This window comes from Blastomonas fulva (genome assembly GCF_003431825.1).
Lineage (GTDB): Bacteria > Pseudomonadota > Alphaproteobacteria > Sphingomonadales > Sphingomonadaceae > Blastomonas > Blastomonas fulva.
Genome location: NZ_CP020083.1, coordinates 2166636 through 2185944, shown reverse-complemented (window position 1 = coordinate 2185944; position 19309 = coordinate 2166636). Strand labels below are relative to the sequence as shown.

The 19309-nt window shown below is 63.4% G+C and carries 16 protein-coding genes and 1 pseudogene; 5 read left to right on the top strand and 12 right to left on the bottom strand.

Translation table 11 applies throughout. From position 1 onward, the window contains the following. Positions 1-19 precede the first annotated feature (19 nt). The 3 genes and pseudogenes from B5J99_RS10230 to B5J99_RS10220 form a co-directional block, all read right to left on the bottom strand. Entirely contained in the window at positions 20-277 is a 258-nt protein-coding gene (locus B5J99_RS10230) for a hypothetical protein (RefSeq protein ID WP_054134497.1), read from the bottom strand. A gap of 302 nt (positions 278-579) precedes the next feature. Next, on the bottom strand, positions 580-786 hold the full coding sequence (locus B5J99_RS10225) for a type II toxin-antitoxin system antitoxin (protein WP_054134498.1): 207 nt from the start codon (positions 784-786) through the stop codon (positions 580-582). 8 nt (positions 787-794) lie between these two features. Continuing rightward, a pseudogene (locus tag B5J99_RS10220) lies at positions 795-1663 on the bottom strand (SPFH domain-containing protein). Positions 1664-1899: 236 nt separating this feature from the next. On the opposite strand from B5J99_RS10220, the gene B5J99_RS10215 reads away from it, so the two are divergent. Further along, on the top strand, positions 1900-2178 hold the full coding sequence (locus tag B5J99_RS10215; protein ID WP_054134499.1) for a hypothetical protein: 279 nt from the start codon (positions 1900-1902) through the stop codon (positions 2176-2178). Between the two features lie 18 nt (positions 2179-2196). Here the strand turns inward: B5J99_RS10215 and B5J99_RS10210 are convergent, their stop codons facing one another. Next, on the bottom strand, positions 2197-2637 hold the full coding sequence (locus tag B5J99_RS10210) for a hypothetical protein (RefSeq protein WP_162892550.1): 441 nt from the start codon (positions 2635-2637) through the stop codon (positions 2197-2199). A 154-nt stretch (positions 2638-2791) separates the two neighbouring features. Between B5J99_RS10210 and B5J99_RS10205 the strand changes: the two genes are divergently transcribed. The 3 genes from B5J99_RS10205 (at position 2792) to B5J99_RS19540 (ending at position 6065) form a co-directional block, all read left to right on the top strand. Then, the gene (locus B5J99_RS10205) at positions 2792-4333 is read left to right on the top strand and encodes a M20/M25/M40 family metallo-hydrolase (protein ID WP_117352337.1); all 1542 of its coding nucleotides are present in this window, start codon (positions 2792-2794) and stop codon (positions 4331-4333) included. 60 nt (positions 4334-4393) lie between these two features. Further along, entirely contained in the window at positions 4394-5515 is a 1122-nt protein-coding gene (locus tag B5J99_RS10200; protein ID WP_117352336.1) for a zinc-binding dehydrogenase, read from the top strand. Between the two features lie 67 nt (positions 5516-5582). Next, positions 5583-6065: a hypothetical protein gene (locus B5J99_RS19540; protein ID WP_162892549.1), complete on the top strand. Its 483-nt coding sequence runs from the start codon at positions 5583-5585 to the stop codon at positions 6063-6065. Positions 6066-6198: 133 nt separating this feature from the next. Here the strand turns inward: B5J99_RS19540 and B5J99_RS10195 are convergent, their stop codons facing one another. From B5J99_RS10195 to B5J99_RS10175, 5 genes are all read right to left on the bottom strand, one after another. Then, the gene (locus B5J99_RS10195; protein ID WP_117352335.1) at positions 6199-7602 is read right to left on the bottom strand and encodes a PQQ-dependent sugar dehydrogenase; all 1404 of its coding nucleotides are present in this window, start codon (positions 7600-7602) and stop codon (positions 6199-6201) included. A gap of 42 nt (positions 7603-7644) precedes the next feature. Then, complete coding sequence (locus tag B5J99_RS10190; RefSeq protein WP_054134504.1) at positions 7645-8376, bottom strand: proteasome-type protease; 732 nt, start codon at positions 8374-8376, stop codon at positions 7645-7647. Positions 8377-8480: 104 nt separating this feature from the next. After that, positions 8481-9302 carry a transglutaminase family protein gene (locus B5J99_RS10185; protein ID WP_069049496.1) on the bottom strand — a complete coding sequence of 274 codons (822 nt, stop codon included), beginning with the start codon at positions 9300-9302 and terminating at the stop codon, positions 8481-8483. A 41-nt stretch (positions 9303-9343) separates the two neighbouring features. After that, positions 9344-10285 carry an alpha-E domain-containing protein gene (locus B5J99_RS10180; protein ID WP_054134506.1) on the bottom strand — a complete coding sequence of 314 codons (942 nt, stop codon included), beginning with the start codon at positions 10283-10285 and terminating at the stop codon, positions 9344-9346. Positions 10286-10316: 31 nt separating this feature from the next. Beyond that, a complete protein-coding gene (locus B5J99_RS10175; protein WP_054134507.1) occupies positions 10317-11744 on the bottom strand; it encodes a circularly permuted type 2 ATP-grasp protein in 1428 nt (475 codons plus the stop codon). 154 nt (positions 11745-11898) lie between these two features. On the opposite strand from B5J99_RS10175, the gene B5J99_RS10170 reads away from it, so the two are divergent. Next, positions 11899-13029 (top strand): DUF2891 domain-containing protein, encoded by a 1131-nt coding sequence (locus B5J99_RS10170; protein WP_211337812.1) that lies wholly within the window; start codon positions 11899-11901, stop codon positions 13027-13029. A 121-nt stretch (positions 13030-13150) separates the two neighbouring features. On the opposite strand, the gene clpB is transcribed toward B5J99_RS10170, so the two are convergent. The 3 genes from clpB to B5J99_RS10155 form a co-directional block, all read right to left on the bottom strand. Then, positions 13151-15730, bottom strand: a complete 2580-nt coding sequence (gene clpB, locus B5J99_RS10165) for an ATP-dependent chaperone ClpB (RefSeq protein WP_069049494.1) — start codon at positions 15728-15730, stop codon at positions 13151-13153. A gap of 110 nt (positions 15731-15840) precedes the next feature. Beyond that, the gene (locus B5J99_RS10160) at positions 15841-16662 is read right to left on the bottom strand and encodes an HpcH/HpaI aldolase/citrate lyase family protein (RefSeq protein WP_245991591.1); all 822 of its coding nucleotides are present in this window, start codon (positions 16660-16662) and stop codon (positions 15841-15843) included. A gap of 173 nt (positions 16663-16835) precedes the next feature. After that, positions 16836-18959 (bottom strand): TonB-dependent siderophore receptor, encoded by a 2124-nt coding sequence (locus B5J99_RS10155; protein WP_117352333.1) that lies wholly within the window; start codon positions 18957-18959, stop codon positions 16836-16838. Between the last annotated feature and the right edge of the window lie 350 nt (positions 18960-19309).

Sequence of the window (19309 nt, the reverse complement as noted above, 5' to 3'; positions counted from 1 at the left end):
GGGCACCCCCCAAGCCTGATCAGACCTCGTCGCCCTCGGGCGGCTCGCTCAGATCGATCCCTGCTGCCTCCTCTTCGGCGAATTCGCGGGTGATTTCCGCATCGAGCTTGTCGAGCGGTTCCAGCTTGGATTCCTGCTTGTGCGCCAGCTGCGCAGCGGCGTCCCACGCCTTGGCGGCGCCCAGCGCGATATCCTTGCGGTTCTTCAGAGTTTCGTTGGCAGCCTTGGCGATCTGCAGGCTTTCCTGCTCACGGCAGAATTTCTCGGTGACGCGCACACTGTGCCCTCCTTGGTGTTGCTGGTGCCGACCTTCAGGCGGCGACGGGCGCAGCTACGCGCGGTATCGATGCGGATCTGGGCGAACCTGAAAGCGCACCGTAGCAGTCTGCGGCGGGAGACGCGAGGTATCGTTGGAGCATGCCGAGGATGCCGGTGTTCGCGTCTGCATCGACCTTGCGCGCGATGAGGTCCTCGCTGTGCGTCAGTTCAGCCAGATCGTGCCCGACATAGTTGCGCGTCGCAGCTCGATGTCGCCATCGGTCGGTGCGTAGCTGAACTGAACAGCAAGCCAGCGTCGTATCATTCCGGGTCCTGCCTGGGTGGCCTGCCCCTTGGCCTTTGCTGCGGTGCCGCAACCTTGATCCCGCGCCGTGCAAGCGCCTCGCGCAGCAGCACCTCGATCTCGGCATTCACGCTGCGGAACTCATGCGCCGCTGCGCGCTCGAGGGCGTCGTACAGCGACGGCTCGAGGCGCAGGGCAAAGGACTTCTTTGGAGGAGCTGCCATGGATCGGCTCAATAGAGCGACCCGGCATTGACCACCGGCTGGGTATCGCGCTCGCTGCACAGCACCACCATCAGGTTGGATACCATCGCCGCCTTGCGCTCGTCGTCCAGCTCGACCACGTTTTTCTCGCTCAGCATCGTCAGCGCATGCTCGACCATCGTGACCGCGCCCTCGACCAGCCTTGAACGCGCGGCGATCACCGCCTCGGCCTGCTGGCGCCGCAGCATCGACTGCGCGATCTCGGGCGCATAGGCCAGATGCGTCAGCCGGCATTCGTCGATCTGCACACCAGCGGCAGCGACGCGCTCCTGCAGCTGCACCTCGAGCTCGTGGCTGACCTCTTCGGCATCGCCGCGCAGCGTCACCTCATCGACATTGAAGTCGTCGTATGGGTAGCGCGCACCGATCACCCGCACCGCGCTTTCGATCTGGATGTCGACGAACTCCTGATAGTTTTCGACATCGAACAGCGCCTTCGATGTGTCGGCCACGCGCCACACGACGTTGGTGGCGATCTCGATCGGGTTACCGCGCAGATCGTTGACCTTGACCTTTTCCGAGGTGACGTTGTGGACCCGAACCGAGATCTTCTTGCGGCTGAGCCACGGCCAGCGCCAGCGCAGACCAGTGTTGCGATCGGTGCCCTTGTAGCTGCCGAACAACTGGATCGCCGCAGCCTCATTGGGGTTGAGCATGTAGAAGCCGCTGATGATGAACATGAACTCAGGCCGCAGCCGATGATCACCGCCACCCCTTGCGGATCGCCTTCTGCCACCATGCCGAAACCGGCCACCGGCAGCGCGATGGTTGCCAGCAGGAGGAGCAGAAAGACATAGCCGTTGAACGTGCTGGCCGAACGCTCGCTGCTCGCCACCATGGCTGCGCCGCCGCCGTTGCCTAATCCCGTGTCCTGCATGATCACATCTCCCAAATGATTCGAAATCATGATATCATATTTATATCAAATGTTATGGACGGCAAGCGCATTTATCGCAGGCGGTGCGGATGATCACAGGGCTCGCCGCGCAGCCATGCGACAAACAGTTCGTCGCTGAAGGAAACCGTTTCGGCGGCTGTGCGTATTCAGCGTCAAGGTAACTGAGGAAACAGGACATGACGATGCATTTTGCCCGCCGCGCCTTCGATCCCGGCCAGGCCCTTGCGGCGGGGCACGGCTTTGCAAGCCGCATCGCCGGACGCGGTTTCATGCCGCTCTATCACACAGGGGATGTCAACCACTGCCCCGGGTGTGGCGGCAGGCACTGGCATGTCGGGCGGATGAGTGCCGAATGCGCGACCTGCGAAACCGCAATCCCGCTTGCGGATGTGGCAGCGCAGCCAATGCGCCCGCTCTTCCACGTCACCCGCAGCCGCACCGCCTGGGTCGAATAGTCGACGCTTGTCTGTGGCTCAGGCCGACACCGGCTTGCGGCCCAGGACTTTGGGATAGAACTCCTGCTCCTCCCAGCGTAGCCGCGCATACAAGGCATCGGCGAGCGGAGTGAATACGTCCAGGAACGCAGCCGGACTTTCCACGACTCGCTTGGCCGGCCAGTGCGCGTTGCAATCCATCAGCGAACCGCGCCACGCCAGCAGCTCGTCGTGAAAGCGCCTGATCATGTCGGCGCGCTCGGCGGCGACATGAGGATGGCTCTCCAGATGCGCGCGCAAGCAGTCGATCTCCGCCGAACAGTGCGCTCCCACCGCACGAGAGAATGCAAGCCGCAGCGCGGGCAGCGGATCGCGCGCAGCCGCACCCGTCCCGTTAGCCAGCGCGCTCACATGCGCCACGATGTCGCGCGCGATATCCGCGAGCTCGATGTGCTGCGCCGAAAACATCCGGAATTTCATGGTTGCACCCATTGTTCTTGAAAACGGCGTCACTTCAATTTTACATTTGAACTGTGGCTAGTCGGCTTAGTCTTTCCAACGGGTTAATCACTTGCTCGGCTTGGCGCATTGCGTCATCCTTTGCTGCAAATCAGGATCAGGGGAGCGGCACGAAATGACATTGGACCCGGCAGGTACGCTTGAGCGGCGCGCGTTTCTTCGGTCGGCAGCCTTGGTTGGTGGCGGGCTCGCCCTGACCGCAGGCGGTGGCGGCGCGGCGCTGGCAGCAGACGGCGACATCGCCCGCATCCGCAAAGCAGCCGAGGCCAATCGCGAGGCCGATATCAAGCGCATCCAGGACTGGATCGCCCTGCCCTCGATCGCGGCGGAAAATCTCAACATGCCGCAAGGCGCGGCGTACATGGCCGATCTGGCAAGGGCCGCCGGGTTCACCGGGGTCGAAATCGTGCCCTCCGATGGTCATCCCGGTGTCTTCGGCACCATCGATGTCGGCGCCAGGCGGACGCTGGGCATCTATTTCATGTACGACGTCAAGCAGTTCGACCCCGCCGAATGGACATCTCCGCCGCTGGAGGCGAAGATCGTCGACAAGCCCGGCTGGGGCAAGGCGATCGTCGGGCGCGGCGCGGTCAACCAGAAGGGTCCGCAGGCGACGTTCCTGGCCGCGCTGCATGCGATGAAGGCCGCTGGCGTGAAGCTGCCGGTCAACATCGTGCTGCTCGCCGAGGGCGAGGAGGAGATCGGATCGCCCAATTTCAGGCAGATCGCCACCAAGCCCAACGTGCTTGCCGCGCTGCGCAAGTGCGCGGGCATCTTCATCCCCGCCTGCTGGCAGGGCGCCAACGGCGAGGTGCAGGTCAATCTCGGATCCAAGGGCATCATCGAGCTCGAGCTGGTCGCCAGCGGCGCCAAATGGGGGCGCGGGCCCAAGGGCGATGTGCATTCCAGCTACAAGGCGATGATCGATTCGCCGACCTGGCGGCTGGTACAGGCGCTGCAGACCCTGGTCTCGGCAGATGGCAACAACGTCGTCATCGGCGGCTGGTCGGACAATGTCCGCCCGCTGACGGCGCGCGAAAAGGCGTTGATCGCCGAGGCGGCCAAATCGATGGACGAGGCGCAGATGAAGGCATCGTTCGGCGTCACCCACTGGATCGATGACCTGCCGCTCGAACAGGCGCTGGTCCGGCTGGCGCAGGAGCCGACCGCGAACATCGAGGGGCTCGTCGCGGGCTATACCGGCCCCGGCGGCAAGACCGTGCTGCCTGGCCGCGCGGTCGCCAAGCTCGACTTCCGGCTGGTCCCCAACCAGACCCGCGCCGAGGCGGAAGCCAAGCTGCGCGCGCATCTCGACAAACATGGCTTCACCGACATCGAGGCGAACGTTTCGGGCGGCTATGACCCGACCGAGGTCGCCGAGGACAGCCTGCTGATCAAGGCGGAAATGGCGGCTTATGCGAGGCTCGGGGTCAAGGCCAACCTCAACCCGCGACTCGCCGGATCCTGGCCGGGCGCGGTCTTCACCGCACCGCCGGTGAGCATCCCTGCCGGGCATTTCGGCATCGGCCATGGCAGCGGCGCCCACGCCCCGGACGAGTATTTCGTGGTGGACTCATCCAACCCCAAGGTCGCCGGGATCACCGATGCGACAATGGGCTTTGTCGAGATGCTCTACCAGATGGCGGCTGTCCGCTAGTCGGGCTCAGCCTGTGCGTGGCGCTTGCGGCGGCGCGCTTGCGGTTGCATGACGACGGCCATGAAGATAACCGCCGCCATCCTCGACAGCATCGGCCATAACGGGCCGTTTGCCGATACCACCCCGCTGCGGCTTGCCCAGGTCGATCTTGCCCCACCGGGCGCGGACGAGATGCTGGTCAAGATCGAGGCGGCCGGGCTGTGCCACAGCGACCTTTCGGTCATCAACGGCGACCGTCCGCGCCCGATGCCGATGGCGCTGGGGCACGAGGCGGTCGCCACCGTGATCGAACCGGGCGCAATTGCTGCGCAGCATTTTGCACCCGGAGACCGGGTGGTGCTGAGCTTTTTACCCCTGTGCGGATACTGCCCCAGCTGCCATTCGGGCGAAGGCTATCTGTGCGGCAATGGCGCAGCAGCCAACGGCGCAGGCACACTGCTCGGCGGTGAGCGGCGCTTGTCCGAGAACGGGCATGAGGTGCAGCATCATCTGGGCTCGTCGGCCTTTGCCACGCACGCAGTGGTGGACCGGCGCTCTGCGGTGAAGATCGACGCCGACATTCCGGTGGAGATCGCCGCTTTGTTCGGCTGCGCGGTGCTGACCGGCGCGGGCGCGGTGCTCAACAGCGGTGCCTTGCGCGCAGGCGAAAGCGTGGTGGTCTATGGCCTGGGCGGTGTGGGCCTTGCCGCGCTGATGGCCGCAATCGCCGCGGGCGCGCATCCGGTCATCGCGATCGACCCCGTGCCCGCCAAGCGTGCGCTTGCGATGGAGCTGGGCGCGGTCGCCGCCGTGCCTCCCGAGGATGGCGAGGACGCGGTGATCGCCGCATTGGGCCGCAAGCCCGATCTGGTGATCGAAACCGTCGGCAAGGCAGCGGTGCTGGCCAAGGCATACGGATTGGCGCGGCGCGGCGGACGGATCGTCACCGTGGGCCTGCCCAACCCCGCGGACATGCTCTCGATCCCTGCGGTCTCGCTGGTCGGCGACGGCAAGACGCTGATGGGCAGCTATATGGGCAACGCCATCCCCTCACGCGATATCCCGCGCTACATCGCCTTGTGGCGCGCAGGCCGAATGCCGGTCGAGAAATTGCTGAGTTCGGTAAGCCCGCTAAGCGAGATCAACGCCCTGTTCGATGAACTGGCGAGCGGAACCGCGATCCGGCAGGTGGTGGTGCCTTGAGTTATTAGCGACGGCTTTTTCTGTAACATTTATTGGCTCGTTTCTGACAACCAGATATAGAGCCTCAATGGTCAAATTAGAACCGCAAAGACTGATCCGTTGGACACCTTGTCGCGAAGCTGAAGATAAGGCCCCATCGTTCGGCGACTTAAAAATCTCAAGCCACCGCCACCAGCGGCTAGCTGTCAGCTTGCCCTATCACGAGGGAAAGCTGCATCTCGATTTCAAGGACGTTCGAGCATTCAAGACAATATGGGACGGCGACGCTGACGTATTTCTGACTACGGACCAAAGCAATCGGCCTGAAGGTTGCTTGTTTAAAGTAGAAAACTCCCACTGGCTGTGGTCCGGCCAATTCACACTCGATATCGAAAGCTCTGAGACGTGTTCGGATGCCCCTTGGGAGCATTTTTACATCGTGTCTGCGGAGAGGTGTCTACAAATTGTCGCTCGCGATGATGTTGAGACCCTCTGGTTTGCTGGCGTCTGGTCAGGTGAGCCTGGCAGTTGGAAGTTTGCCCCGGATCTGGATCACCTTAAGAAAACATGAGTGAAAGTGCCGCGAATAGGCGCTTCTATGTCTTTGCAGCACCCACCTCCGCTCAGCCTGAGCCTGTCGAAGGCCGCGCTTTACGGCCAGCGTGGGCGCGGGTCCTTCGACTTCGCGGGCGGGAGCCGGCAGTTCAGCGTGCGGCAGTTTCGACCGGTTTTGCCTTCATCGCAGGATTGCTCACCCGCCAGATGATGCCCGCGACGTCATCGGTGACGAGCAGCGCGCCGCGGCTGTCGACGGTGACATCCGTGGGGCGGCCCTTGGCGGAGCCGTCCTTGGAGAGGAAGCCGGTGAGCACGTCGACGGGAAGTCCGCCGGTGACCTTGCCCTCGGCATTGCGGGTGACGGCGGGGCGGCCGGTCTGCCCGAAGGGCACGAATACGACCTTGTAGCCCGATGCTGGCTTGCGGTTCCACGATCCGTGCAGCGCGACAAAGGCACCGTTGGCAAAGCCCTGGCCCAGCGCCGCCTTGCTGGCGAAGGTCAGACCCAGGGGGGCGACGTGGCTGCCCAGCGCATAATCGGGGCGGCGGGTGTATTCGCGCAGATCCTGGCGGCGAGGCTCGACGCGCAGGTCCTCATATCCCCCCCAATAGTTCCACGGCCAGCCAAAGTGCATGCCGACATCGACCCGGGTGAGGTAATCGGGCACCAGATCGGAACCGAGCATGTCGCGTTCGTTGACCACGGTCCACAGCGCGTCCGAATTGGGCTCCCAGGCAAGGCCAACGGGATTGCGCAGGCCAACCGCGAAATCGCGCTTCTTGCCGGTGGCAAGATCGATCTCGATGATCCTGGCGCGGCCCTTTTCGGCGGGCAATCCCTTTTCGGCGATGTTGGTGGCAGAACCGATCGCGACGTACAATTTGGTGCCGTCGGCATTGGCGAGCAGGTTGCGGGTCCAGTGATTGTTGGGCTTGGACGCGGGCAGATCGATGATCTTGCGACCTTCGCCGCTGATCTTCACCTGGCCGGGGGTATAGGGATAGGCCATCACCGCATCGGTGTTGGCGACGTACAGCGTCTCGCCGATCAGCTGCATGCCATAAGGCGAGTTCAGCCCGTCGAGCAGCACCGTCTTCGATTCGGCCCGGCCATCGCCATCGGCATCGCGCAGCAGCGAGATGCGGTTGGCGGACTCAACGCCTGCCCCCGCCTTGTCCATCAGCATCCGCATGATGAAGCCTTCGATGCCCTTGTTCTCGCGCGGCGGGCTGTTGGTTTCGGCGACCAGCACATCGCCATTGGGCAGCACCAGCATCGATCGCGGATGATCGAGCCCTTCGGCAAAGCGAGCCACGGCCAGACCCTTGCCGGCCTCGGGCGCCTCGCCGTCGGCCCATACCTCGACATCGGCGACGTTGATGGTGGGGAAGATTTCCTTGCGCGGCGCGGAGATCACCGGCGATGGCCCGCTAACCTCGGTGATATCGAGCTCTGCTGTGTCGCCGCTGAGGAAATACCACCCGGCCCCGCCGACGATCGCGGTGGTGAGGCCCAGAAAAACGAGGATGTTGCGTGCTTTGTTGGTCATGCCTTCCGAATTAGGGAGGCAACCGGGCTCACGCAAGCACGATCAGCCGGTATAATCGGGCAGCGAATGGAATGCGTTCTTCAACGCATCGCTCCACTGGTCGGCGATGAGGTTGTAATAGGGGTCGCTGCCGGAAATCCGGCGGTTGCGCCCGGCAAAGCTGTTCGATGCGTAAATCTGCAGATCGAGCGGCAGATCGACCGAGAGATTGGCCTTGATGGTCGAATCGAACGACACCATCAGCAGCTTGATCGCATCGTTGAACGACATGTCGCGGTCATAGGCGCGCACCAGGATGGGGCGGCCGTATTTGGTCTCGCCGATCTGGAAGAACGGCGTGTCGTCGCCCGCCTCGATGAAGTTGCCTTCCGGGTAGATCAGGAAAAGCTTGGGATCCATGCCCTTGATCTGGCCGCCGACGATCATCGAGGCGCCGAACGAGGACGAGGCGGTTTCGCCCGCGATCGAGCGGGTGCGCGCGATCTCGTCGCGCAACGTCTCGCCGATGATCCGCGCCACCTGGAACATGGTGGGCGCTTCCATGATCGAGGGCTTGCGCTCGTGCGGTGCCTTGGTGCGCTCCTCGAGCACGCTGATCACGCCCTGGGTGGTCGCAAGATTGCCCGCGGTCATCACCGTGATGTAGCGGTCGCCCGGTTTTTCCCAGGTGAACATCTTCTTGAAAACACTGATGTTATCGACACCAGAGTTGGTGCGGGTGTCCGACATGAACACCAGCCCTTTGTCCAGGCGCATCCCGACGCAATATGTCATAGGAGCGTCCTCCCCCTTTGCTCTCATGCGTTTCATAAGGGATCAAGCGCAACAATCGGTCAAGGCCGAATGCCGCCAGGGCCACATTGCATGTGGAAAAGCCGCTATTGCTGCGCCTGAACCTGCTGCACAGTCAACGTCACGGTCATCGCCTCGTTCCCCTTGCCGAAGGTAATCCCTCCGATCGGAGCGGCTTCGCGATAGTCCAGACCGGTGGCGACGCGGACATAGCGCTCGTCGGGGGAATAGCCGTTGGATATGTCGAACCCGACCCAGCCCAGCCCCTGCGCGTGCACCTCCGCCCAGCCATGGCCTGCGTCCTGCTCGGTCCGGTCGTTCATCAGCAGATAGCCGCTGACATAGCGCGCGGGGTAACCGAGCAGACGGGCGAGCGTGATGAACAGATGGGCATGATCCTGGCAAACGCCGTGCCCGGCATTGAGCGCCTCTTCCGCGGTCGTGGTCGCTCCGGTCTGGCCGACCTCATAGGCGACCGCGCCGCGCACCAGTTCGGACAGCGCGTGCAGACGCGGCGCATCGCCATTGGCAGCGCCGGGATCGTCGAACTGGCGCAGCAGCTTGCGGATCGCAGGCCCTGGCCTTGTGAACGGGGTTTCGCGGCGGAAGTACCACAGCGGCGCAGATCCGCCGTGCTGGCCGACCATCCCGGCATGATCGCTGGTCTCCACTTCGCCCTCGCAATGGATCACCACCTCGTGCTGATCGGGATTGAAGCTGAAGAGTTCGACATGGTTGTTGTGATGGTCGATATACTCGACCTGCTTCGATCCACCCTCGACCTCGGTCTTCCAGCGCACCACGCGCTGCCCGGCGGAATCCTTGGGGATCATGCGCAGCCGCTGCAGCGCATAAGGCATCGGCGTGTCGTAATGATAGGATGTTCGGTGGACGATATGCAGACGCATGATTGACCGGCTAACCCTTTTGGCTCTGACCCTCTCCGGACCTACAGATAGAAGCGGAATTCCTGCTCGATCTGGGCGGAAATGGCGTTGTTGCGCTTGATGAAATCCTGGATGAACTGGTGCAGTCCGTTGTCCACGATCATGTCGATATTGGCCTGTTCCAAATCGCGCCGCAGCGCGCAGGCGAGATCCAGGCTGGCGCCGCTGGTGCCGTATTCGCGCGCGATCGCCTCGAGCGCGCCCGCCATCCGGCCCGCGCAGAACGATAGCGAGCGCGGCATCACCTGGTCCAGTATCATGAACTGGGCGATGTTGCGCGGATTGGTTTCCCCCGGGTTGAGCCAGCGGAAGGCGCGATACGCCGAAACCGAGCGCAGGATCGTCTCCCACTGCACATTGTCCAGGCTGGATCCGACATAGGACAGCGAGGGCAGCAGCACGTAATATTTGACGTCGAGAATGCGCGCGGTGCTGTCCGAGCGTTCGACGAAGGCGCCCAATTGCGCGAAGAAATAGATGTCGTTGCGCATCATCGTGCCGCTCTGGGCGCCGCGCACCTGCGCACTCTGCTGGCGGATGAGGCTCAGCACATCGGGGAGCTCATTGTCGGAAATCTGGGTGCGCAGGGCTTCTTTGAGCGTCATCCAGCACTCGTTGGTCGCCTCCCACACCTCGCGGGTCAGCGCGGTGCGCACCAATCGGGCGTTGTTGCGCGCGCTTTCGATGACCGAGAGCACGCTATTGGGGTTGGTCTTGTCGCGCAGCAGAAAGTTGATGACGCTGGAGCCATCGACCTTGTCATAACGTTGGCTATACGCGCGGCGCACGCCCGCGGTGGTCAGCACCGACCCCCATTCGTCCTCGGCCGCTTCCGACCGGGTGAGCGCGATGCGGAAGCCCGCATCGACCAGCCGCGCGATATTTTCGCTGCGCTCGAGATAGCGCTGCATCCAGAACAGGCCGCCTGCGGTCTTGCCCAGCATCAGCGGGCCCCTTCGGCATCGACAGCGCGCATCATTCGTCCAGCACCCAGCTGTCCTTGGTGCCCCCGCCCTGGCTGGAATTGACCACCAAAGAGCCCTTTTTCAGCGCCACACGGGTGAGGCCGCCGGGCGTGATGTCGATGCCGTTGGGCGAGACCAGCACGAAAGGACGCAGATCGACATGCCGCGGCGCCAGCCCCTGGCGGGTCATGATCGGCACCGTGGACAGCGCGAGGGTGGGCTGCGCGATATAATTGCCCGGCCGCGCCTTGAGCTTGTCGCGGAAAGCTGCGAGTTCCTTGCGATTGGCGGCGGGTCCGACCAGCATGCCATAGCCGCCCGATCCGTGGACTTCCTTGACCACCAGTTCGTGCAGATGCTCCATCACATAGGCGAGTGAATCCGGTTCGGAGCAGCGCCAGGTCGGCACATTTTCCAGGATCGCCTTTTCGCCGGTGTAGAACTCAACGATCTCGGGCATGTAGCTGTAGATCGCCTTGTCGTCCGAGATGCCGGTGCCGGGCGCATTGGCGATGGTGATGCCGCCTGCGCGATAGACATCCATGATCCCCGGAACACCCAGCGCCGATTCCGGACGGAAGGTGAGCGGATCGAGATAGTCGTCGTCGACCCGGCGATACAGCACATCGATCGCGCGATAACCCTGCGTGGTGCGCATTGCCACGCGGCCGTCGATGACGCGCAGGTCATGCCCCTCGACCAGTTCCGCCCCCATCTGGTCGGCAAGGAAGCTGTGTTCGAAATAGGCGCTGTTGTGGATGCCGGGGGTCAGCACCGCGATTTCGGGCGCGCCATTGCACGCGCGCGGTGCGCTTGCGGCAAGCGAGCGGCGCAGCTTGCGGGGGTAATCGGAGACCTCGCGCACCTTGTTCTTACGGAACAGTTCCGGGAACATGTGCAGCATCGTCTCGCGGTTTTCGAGCATGTACGACACGCCCGATGGCGTGCGCGCATTGTCCTCGAGCACATAGAACTGGTTGGGCCCGGTGCGCACGATATCGACGCCGATAATGTGGGTGTAAATGCCACCGGGCGGATCCATGCCGATCATCTGCGGCAGATAGGCATCGTTCTTGGCGATCAGCTCGACGGGCACCCTGCCCGCCCGCAGGATCTCCTGCCGGTGGTAGATGTCGTACAGGAACGCGTTGATCGCACGCACCCGCTGCTCGATCCCGCGGCTCAGGCGCGCCCATTCGCGGCCCGATATGATGCGCGGTACGATATCGAACGGGATCAGCCGCTCGCTTGCCTCTTCCTCGCCATAGACCGCAAAGGTGATGCCGGTGCGGCGAAAGAAGTTTTCCGCATCGCGCGCCTTGGTCCGCAATCGGGCGGCATCCTGGCTGGAGTACCAGGCGCAGAATTCGTCATAAGGTTCGCGCACCGAACCATCGGCCCGAAGCATCTCGTCAAAGTGCGGCGTTTCCCCTGTCATTGTTTTGAGATGTGACAGCTATTGTGCACTGCCGCAAGACCGGAAATGCACCGGGTGCATCTGCCGACTGAGCACCGGTTCGTGACCGGCAAACTTGCCATCCGCGTCCTTTGCGTGTGTATTCGCCACCAACCATGCGGAAGGACCAGACAGCTTGAAAAGATCGACAGGCCTCGCGCTCGCAGCAGCGCTTTTGCTGGCAGGCTGCGGCCCCGCCGATAAGGCCGCGAATGACACCACCTCTGCCGATATTCCCGAAGCGCGGCCCGATGCGGTCAACGACCGCTTCGCACGGCTGGCGCTGAGCTGCGTGCACAAGGAATATCCCAACAAGATATCGCATGTGATGAACACGGCCGAGGACGCGCAAACCCCGGCTGAACTGACGCCGGCCTTTTATGGCTGTTTCGACTGGCACAGCTCGGTCCACGGCCACTGGCTGCTGGTGCGCATCCTCAAGACCGATCCCGCATCGCCGATGAAGCCCGCGATCATCGCCGCGCTGGATCGCAGCTTCACCGACGCGAACATCGCTGCCGAACTCGCCTATCTCGATGGCGAGGGGCGCAAGGGGTTCGAGCGGCCCTATGGCACCGCCTGGCTGCTGCAGCTGGTCGCCGAGCTCGACGAGAGCGACGATCCCAGGCTCAAGACCTGGCGCGAGACCTTGCGCCCGCTTGAGGAGCGGATCGTTGCCGAAACGCAGGAATGGCTGCCCAAGCTGGCTTATCCCATTCGCTTGGGCACCCACAACCAGAGCGCTTTCGCCTTCGGCCTGATGATCGATTATGCACGGCAGACCGGTAATGCGGCTTTCGAGAAGGCGCTGGTCGACAAGTCGCTCGAATTCCACCGCAGCGACGTGAACTGCCCACTCGCCTATGAACCTTCGGGCGAAGATTTCCTCTCTCCATGCCTGATGGAGGCCGACCTGATGCGCCGGGTTATGCCGCAGGCAGACTATGCCGCGTGGCTGGGCACATTCCTGCCGCAGATCCCGGTGGATGGCTCGGGGGATTGGCTGACGCCCGGGGAGGTCCGCGACCCCACCGATGGCAAGCTTGTCCACCTCGACGGCGTCAACCTGTCGCGCGCCTGGGCTATGGAGGGCGTCGCCAGCGCGTTGCCGGAAGGCGATGCGCGGGTTCCCGCGCTGTTGGCAGCATCAAAGGCGCACGCCACCAGCGGGCTCGCGGCGGTGAGTGCCGACAATTACGAAGGCAGCCACTGGCTGGGAAGCTTTGCGACGTATCTGACGACCAGGCGGGGTATCGGGGGCAGCTGAAGCCATGGACTCCCCTCCCTTTCAGGGAGGGGCTGGGGGTGGGTACGCCGCTACAAGGCGAGCTTAGCTCAATTCCGCCGACCCACCCCTAACCCCTCCCTTGCAGGGAGGGGAACGCGTCTCAATCCACCGTCAGCACCAGCTGGCCGTCGCCATCCTCGACCTTGACCGTCGATCCGTCCGGAATTTCCCCGCGCAGCAGTTTGTCCGCGAGCGCGTCCTGCAGATAGCGCTGGATCGCGCGCTTAAGCGGGCGTGCGCCATACACCGGGTCGTAGCCCACCCGGCCCAGCCACTTCTTGGCGCTGTCCGAAAGATCGATCGTGATCTTGCGATCCTTGAGCAGCTTGGCAACACGCGCGACCTGGATGTCGACGATCGGCGCCATATGCTCCTCGCCCAGGCGGTGGAACAGGATGATCTCGTCCAGGCGGTTGAGGAACTCGGGGCGGAAATGTCCGCGCACCACTTCCATCACCTGCGGCTCGACATCCTTGACCTTCTGATCCTCGGTCATCCCGGCGAGATACTGGCTGCCCAGGTTCGACGTGAGGATGATCAGCGTGTTCGAGAAATCCACCGTGCGGCCCTGGCCATCGGTCAGACGGCCATCGTCGAGCACCTGCAACAGCACGTTGAACACATCGGGATGGGCCTTTTCGACCTCGTCGAACAGCACGACCTGATAGGGCCTGCGCCGCACCGCCTCGGTAAGCACGCCTCCCTCCTCGTAACCGACATAGCCCGGAGGCGCGCCGATCAGCCGCGCGACCGCGTGCTTCTCCATGAACTCGCTCATGTCGATGCGGACCATCGCGTTGTCGTCATCGAACAGGAAGCCAGCGAGCGCGCGCGTCAGTTCGGTCTTGCCGACACCCGTGGGGCCGAGGAACAGGAAGCTGCCCAGCGGACGGTTGGGGTCCTGCAGACCCGCGCGCGAACGCCGCACCGCCTTGGCGACGGCCTCGACCGCCGCGGCCTGACCGATCACCCGCTTGCCGATATGCTCTTCCATCGCGAGCAGCTTCTCGCGCTCGCCCGCGAGCATCCGCTCCATAGGGATTCCGGTCCACTTGCTGACAACCGCAGCGATATCGTCCTCGGTCACTTCCTCGCGCAGCATTGCGCCTTCGGTGAAGGTCGCAGCTTCCGCAAGCTTGCGCTCGAGCTCGGGGATGCGCCCGTAGGACAGCTCGCCCGCACGCGCGAGATCGCCATTGCGCTGCGCCTGGTCGAGCTCGATCCGCAGACCGTCGAGCTCTTCCTTGAGCCGGGCTTCGGCGTGGATCTTGTCCTTCTCGCCTTTCCAGCGCGTGGTCAGTTCAGACGACTTCTGCTCGAGCTCGGACAGGTCCTTCTGCAGGTGCACCAGCCGGTCTTTCGACGCGGCATCGCTCTCGCGGCTTAGCGCCGACGCTTCGATCTTGAGCTGGATGATCTTGCGATCAAGCGCTTCGATCTCTTCGGGCTTGCTCTCGACTTCCATGCGGATGCGGCTCGCGGCTTCGTCCATCAGGTCGATCGCCTTGTCGGGCAGGAAGCGGTCAGAGATATAGCGGTTGGACAAAGTCGCCGCCGCCACCAGCGCGTTGTCGGTGATCCGCACGCCGTGGTGCAGCTCGTACTTTTCCTTGAGGCCGCGCAGGATCGAGATCGTGTCCTCGACATTGGGCTCGCCGACGAACACCGGCTGGAACCGCCGCTGCAGCGCGGGGTCCTTTTCGACATGCTTCTGATATTCGTCGAGCGTGGTTGCGCCGATGCAATGCAGTTCGCCGCGCGCAAGGGCAGGCTTCAAGAGGTTCGAGGCGTCCATCGCGCCTTCGCCCTTGCCCGCTCCGACCAGCGTGTGCATCTCGTCGATGAACAGGATGATCTCGCCATCGGCACCCTTGACCTCGTCGAGCACCGCCTTCAGCCGTTCCTCGAACTCGCCGCGATACTTGGCGCCCGCGATCAGCGAGCCCATGTCGAGCGACATCAGGCGGCGGTCCTTCAGGCTGTCGGGCACGTCGCCATTGGCGATGCGCAGCGCCAGCCCCTCGGCGATCGCGGTCTTGCCGACGCCAGGCTCGCCGATCAACACGGGGTTGTTCTTGGTCCGCCGGGCGAGAATCTGCACGGTGCGGCGGATTTCCTCGTCGCGGCCGATCACCGGATCGAGCTTGCCCTCGCGCGCAGCCTCGGTGAGGTCGCGGGCATACTTCTTCATCGCTTCGTAGCTTTCCTCGGCGCTGGCCGAATCCGCCGAGCGGCCGCCGCGCAGATCGTTGATCGCGGTGTTGAGCGCCTCGGGGGTCAGCCCGGCCTTGGCAAGCGCGTCGCCCGCCTTGGTGCCCTTGGCGAGCGTGATCGCCAGCAGCAGACGCTCGACGGTGACAAAGCTGTCGCCAGCCTTGGTCGCCACCTGTTCGGCGCTGTCGAGCAGCCGCACGGCGTCATTGTCGAGCCCCGGAGTCTGCTGCGCCCCGCCGCCCGACACTGCGGGCACCTTGGCGAGCAAGGAATCGACTTCCTGCACCGCGACGGGGGCATTGCCGCCTGCGCGCGCAATCAGCCCGGCCGCCATGCCTTCGGTATCTTCCAGCAGTGCCTTGAGAATGTGTTCGGGGCTGATCCGCTGATGGTTCATGCGGATGGCCACAGTCTGCGCCGACTGCAGAAAGCCCTTGGCGCGATCAGTGAATTTTTCGAGGTTCATGGGAGTGTCTCCGCCCTATCTGTGCCCTTGCTCCGCTGACATAGTGTTGCATCTTTGCAACGCAAGGGGTGCATCAACCACGCGGTGCAACTTGTGCATTATCGCCATCCTTACCCCTGCCCCACCTGCCGGAGCAGCTGCTGTGCGCGCGACAGATGCGGGCGGTCGAGCATGCCGCCTTCGTGGCCGATCGTGCCGACGCCGGGGTTGGCGGCAAACAGATCGACGATCATCTGCGCATGCGCCAGCTCTTCGGCGCTGGGGGTGAAGGCGGCGTTGATGACATCGACCTGCGCGGGGTGGATCGCGAGCATGCCGCGATAGCCGTCGCGCCGGACCTTTTCGGCGCGAATCCGCAAGCCATCAAGGTTGCGGAAATCGGCTTCTATCGTCTCGATCGCGGTCACGCCTGCGCTCGCCGCCCCGAGCAGACACAGGCTGCGGGCGAGCTCATACGTGAAGCCGTAGCTGCCATCTGGGTTGCGGTTGGTGCTGGCGCCGATCGAATCGGCGAGGTCCTCCGAACCCCAGCTCATCGCGACCACGCGCGGCGCGCCCTTGTAGTCGCCGGTGTGGAACATCGATTGCGCAGTCTCGGTGACCAGCACGATGACCGGGGTCGATCCCTGATCGATGCCGTAGGCGACTTCGAGCGCCGAGAGATAATGATCGAGCAACTCGACATCACCGCGCCCGCTGGCCTTGGGAAGCATGATGCCGCCGGGGCGCGCGGGCATCACCGCGGCAAGGTCTGCCAGCGTGTACGGCCCGTCGAGTGGGTTCACCCGCACCCACAGCCGTTCGCGCCCTTCTTCGCGGCTGGCGAGCATCGCGTGGACCAGAGTGCGCGCCAGCGGCTTGTTTTCTGTCGCGACCGCATCTTCCAGATCGAACAGCACGATATCGGCGGCGCTGTCGGCCGCCTTGGCCATCTTCTTTTCGCTGTCGCCCGGCGCAAACAGCCACGACCGCATCGGATAGGACGGCGGGGAACAAGACGGCAGGGACGTGGCGGCAATCGGCGGCATAGAGGCATCCTGTCCAGCACGGCCCATCATGGCCGTTCAGGTGCCTTTTACCGCCGATCGCCGCCCGTGCAATCGCCTCAGAAGCGGTAGCTCACGGTGCCGAAGACGTTACGCTCTGCTCCGATGAAGCAATCGCCACGCGCAAGGCATGCCGAATAGAAGCTCTTGTCGAACAGGTTGGTGGCGTTGACCGCCAGCGACCACGGTCCCCGGGCCAGCTCGACCAGGGCATCGACCAGCGTATAGGACGGCGTGCGCAGGCCATCCGGGAATGCCGCGCCGAACGAGAGATTGGCGCTGGAATGCCTCACCCCGGCGCCGATGCGCAGATGGGTCTCGTCATCGAGCGCGAACGACTTGGTGCCCCATACCGACGCGTTGTGCTTGGGGACGTTTTCCAGCTGACGGTTGGTGCCGTCGATCCGGGCCCTGGTATAGCTATAGTTGGCGAGCAGTTCCCAGTTACCAGGCAGACGGCGGCTGGCCTCGATCTCGAAGCCCTTTGAGGTCAGCGCGCCTGCCTGGAACTGGTCGAACGGGTCGGGGGTGCTGGGATCGTCGATCGGCCTTCCGGTTTCCTTGATGTGGTACGCGGTCAAGGTCACCAGAGTCGCTTCGTCGGGGTGGAACTTGACCCCGCCCTCGAACTGCCGCCCGCGCTTGGGAGTGAACGGGTTGCCGTTGCTCGCGGTGCCAGCTATCGGATCGAAGGATTCGGTATAGCTGAAGAACGGGGAGACGCCCCGGACGAGCTCGCCGATGATTCCGGCGCGCAACGATGTCGCGCTGACCTTGACCGTGGGATTGCCAGGCGACGACGACCGAACCGTATCGCGGCGCCCGCCCAGCACGATCGACACCCGGTCCCACAGCCGGATCTGGTCTTGCAGATAGAAGCCGAGCTGCTTTTGGGTATTGTCCTCGGACGAGCCACCGAGGAAGCCCGGAAAGGCTGCTGTCGGAATGCCGCCGCCGAAGTTCGACAGCGCGGCGTAATCGATATCGTAGATGTCGATGGTCTCGAGCGCAAAACCGCCATTCTTGCGCACCCGGTTCCAGCTGTAGTCCACCCCTGCCAGCACGACATGCTCGATATTGCCGTCGGTGTTGAAGTTGAATTTGAGGTTGTTGTCGGTCGAAAAGATGTCGAGCCGGGCGATGCTGCCATCGGCATAGTTTCCGATGATCCGCTGATTGGCGTCCAGATACGGATTGGTCGGATTGGAATAGCTGTTGGGGTAGTGCGTCAGATAGGTGAGGTTGCTGTCGATGCTGCGTGCCTTGGCAGAGAAGCTGACTGCATCGCTGAAGCGGTGCTCAAACAGCGCCGTTCCCTGCAGCAGGCGGCCATCGTAGCGGTCCCAGCCAGGCTTGCCGATGAAGGTGCTGTTGGCAAGGCGACCATTAGGGTTGGGCAGCAGCGTTCCGACCAAAGGCAGGAACTGCGACACCGATCCGCCCGCGTCTTCCTGATAGAGCCCGATCAGCGTCAGCCTGGTATCGTCCGTCGGCTGCCAGAGCAACGAGGGCGAAAGCATCACGCGGTCGTCGCGCACGAAATCGACTTGGGTATCGGCGTCGCGCACCCGCGCCACCATTCGTGCGGCAACGGTGTCGGTGATGCCCCCGGTAACGTCTGCGAGCATCTCCTTGCGGTCGAAGCTGCCGTAGCGCACCGCTATTTCACCGCGCGTTTCGAACGATGGGGCCTTTGACACAAGGTTGATCAGCCCGCCGATCGAGCTCTGCCCGAACAGCACCGATGCGGGCCCGCGCACCACCTCGACCTGCGAGAAATTATACGGGTCCGCGCGGATGCTCGCATAGAAGCTGAAGATGTCGCGCATGCCATCGCGGAACTGCAACGGGCTGGAGCCGCGGATGAAGCTCGAATCCACGCGGCCATCGGGGCCATAAGCGTTGGCCTGCACCCCCGCGACATAGTTTAGCGTATCGGCAATCGACAGCGCCCCCTGCGCGAGGAACTGGTCGTCGGTGACGACGGTGATCGGCTGCGGCGTCTCGATCGCGGGCGTATCCGTCTTGGTCCCGGCGGCGCTCTGCTGCCGCGCGCCCGTCACGATGATCTCTGGTCGGGGTGCCTCTACAGCGTCGATCTCCTGCGCCAGCACGGGCGCGCCCCACCCGGTTGCCGCCAGCGCGGTGCCAGCTAAGAACTTGCTAAAGCTTTTGCGAGTCATTTTTAATTCTCCCGAAGTCGCGCCGGGGACCTAATTCAGTTGCAATGTATTCGCAATAGCGTTTATCCCAGCGATTGGGGGGTTTTGGGAAAATCATCAGCCAGGGCGCCGGGCCAGTGCCAGCGAGATACAACGGCCGTGCGGCAAACCCGCGCCCAGCTCGGCACGCATCGCCCGCAGACATACCCAAATGAAAGTATCGGCACCTTGTTTTTCGGGGTTAATTGTGGGGGCTACAACCAATGGAACCGCGTCGGAATTGTACAAAAATGCACGCATCCCCCAAAAGTCGGGGTAGCAAGTCTTTAGAGATACTGCGAAACATAAAAAATCGGACAAGCCGTCGCTGC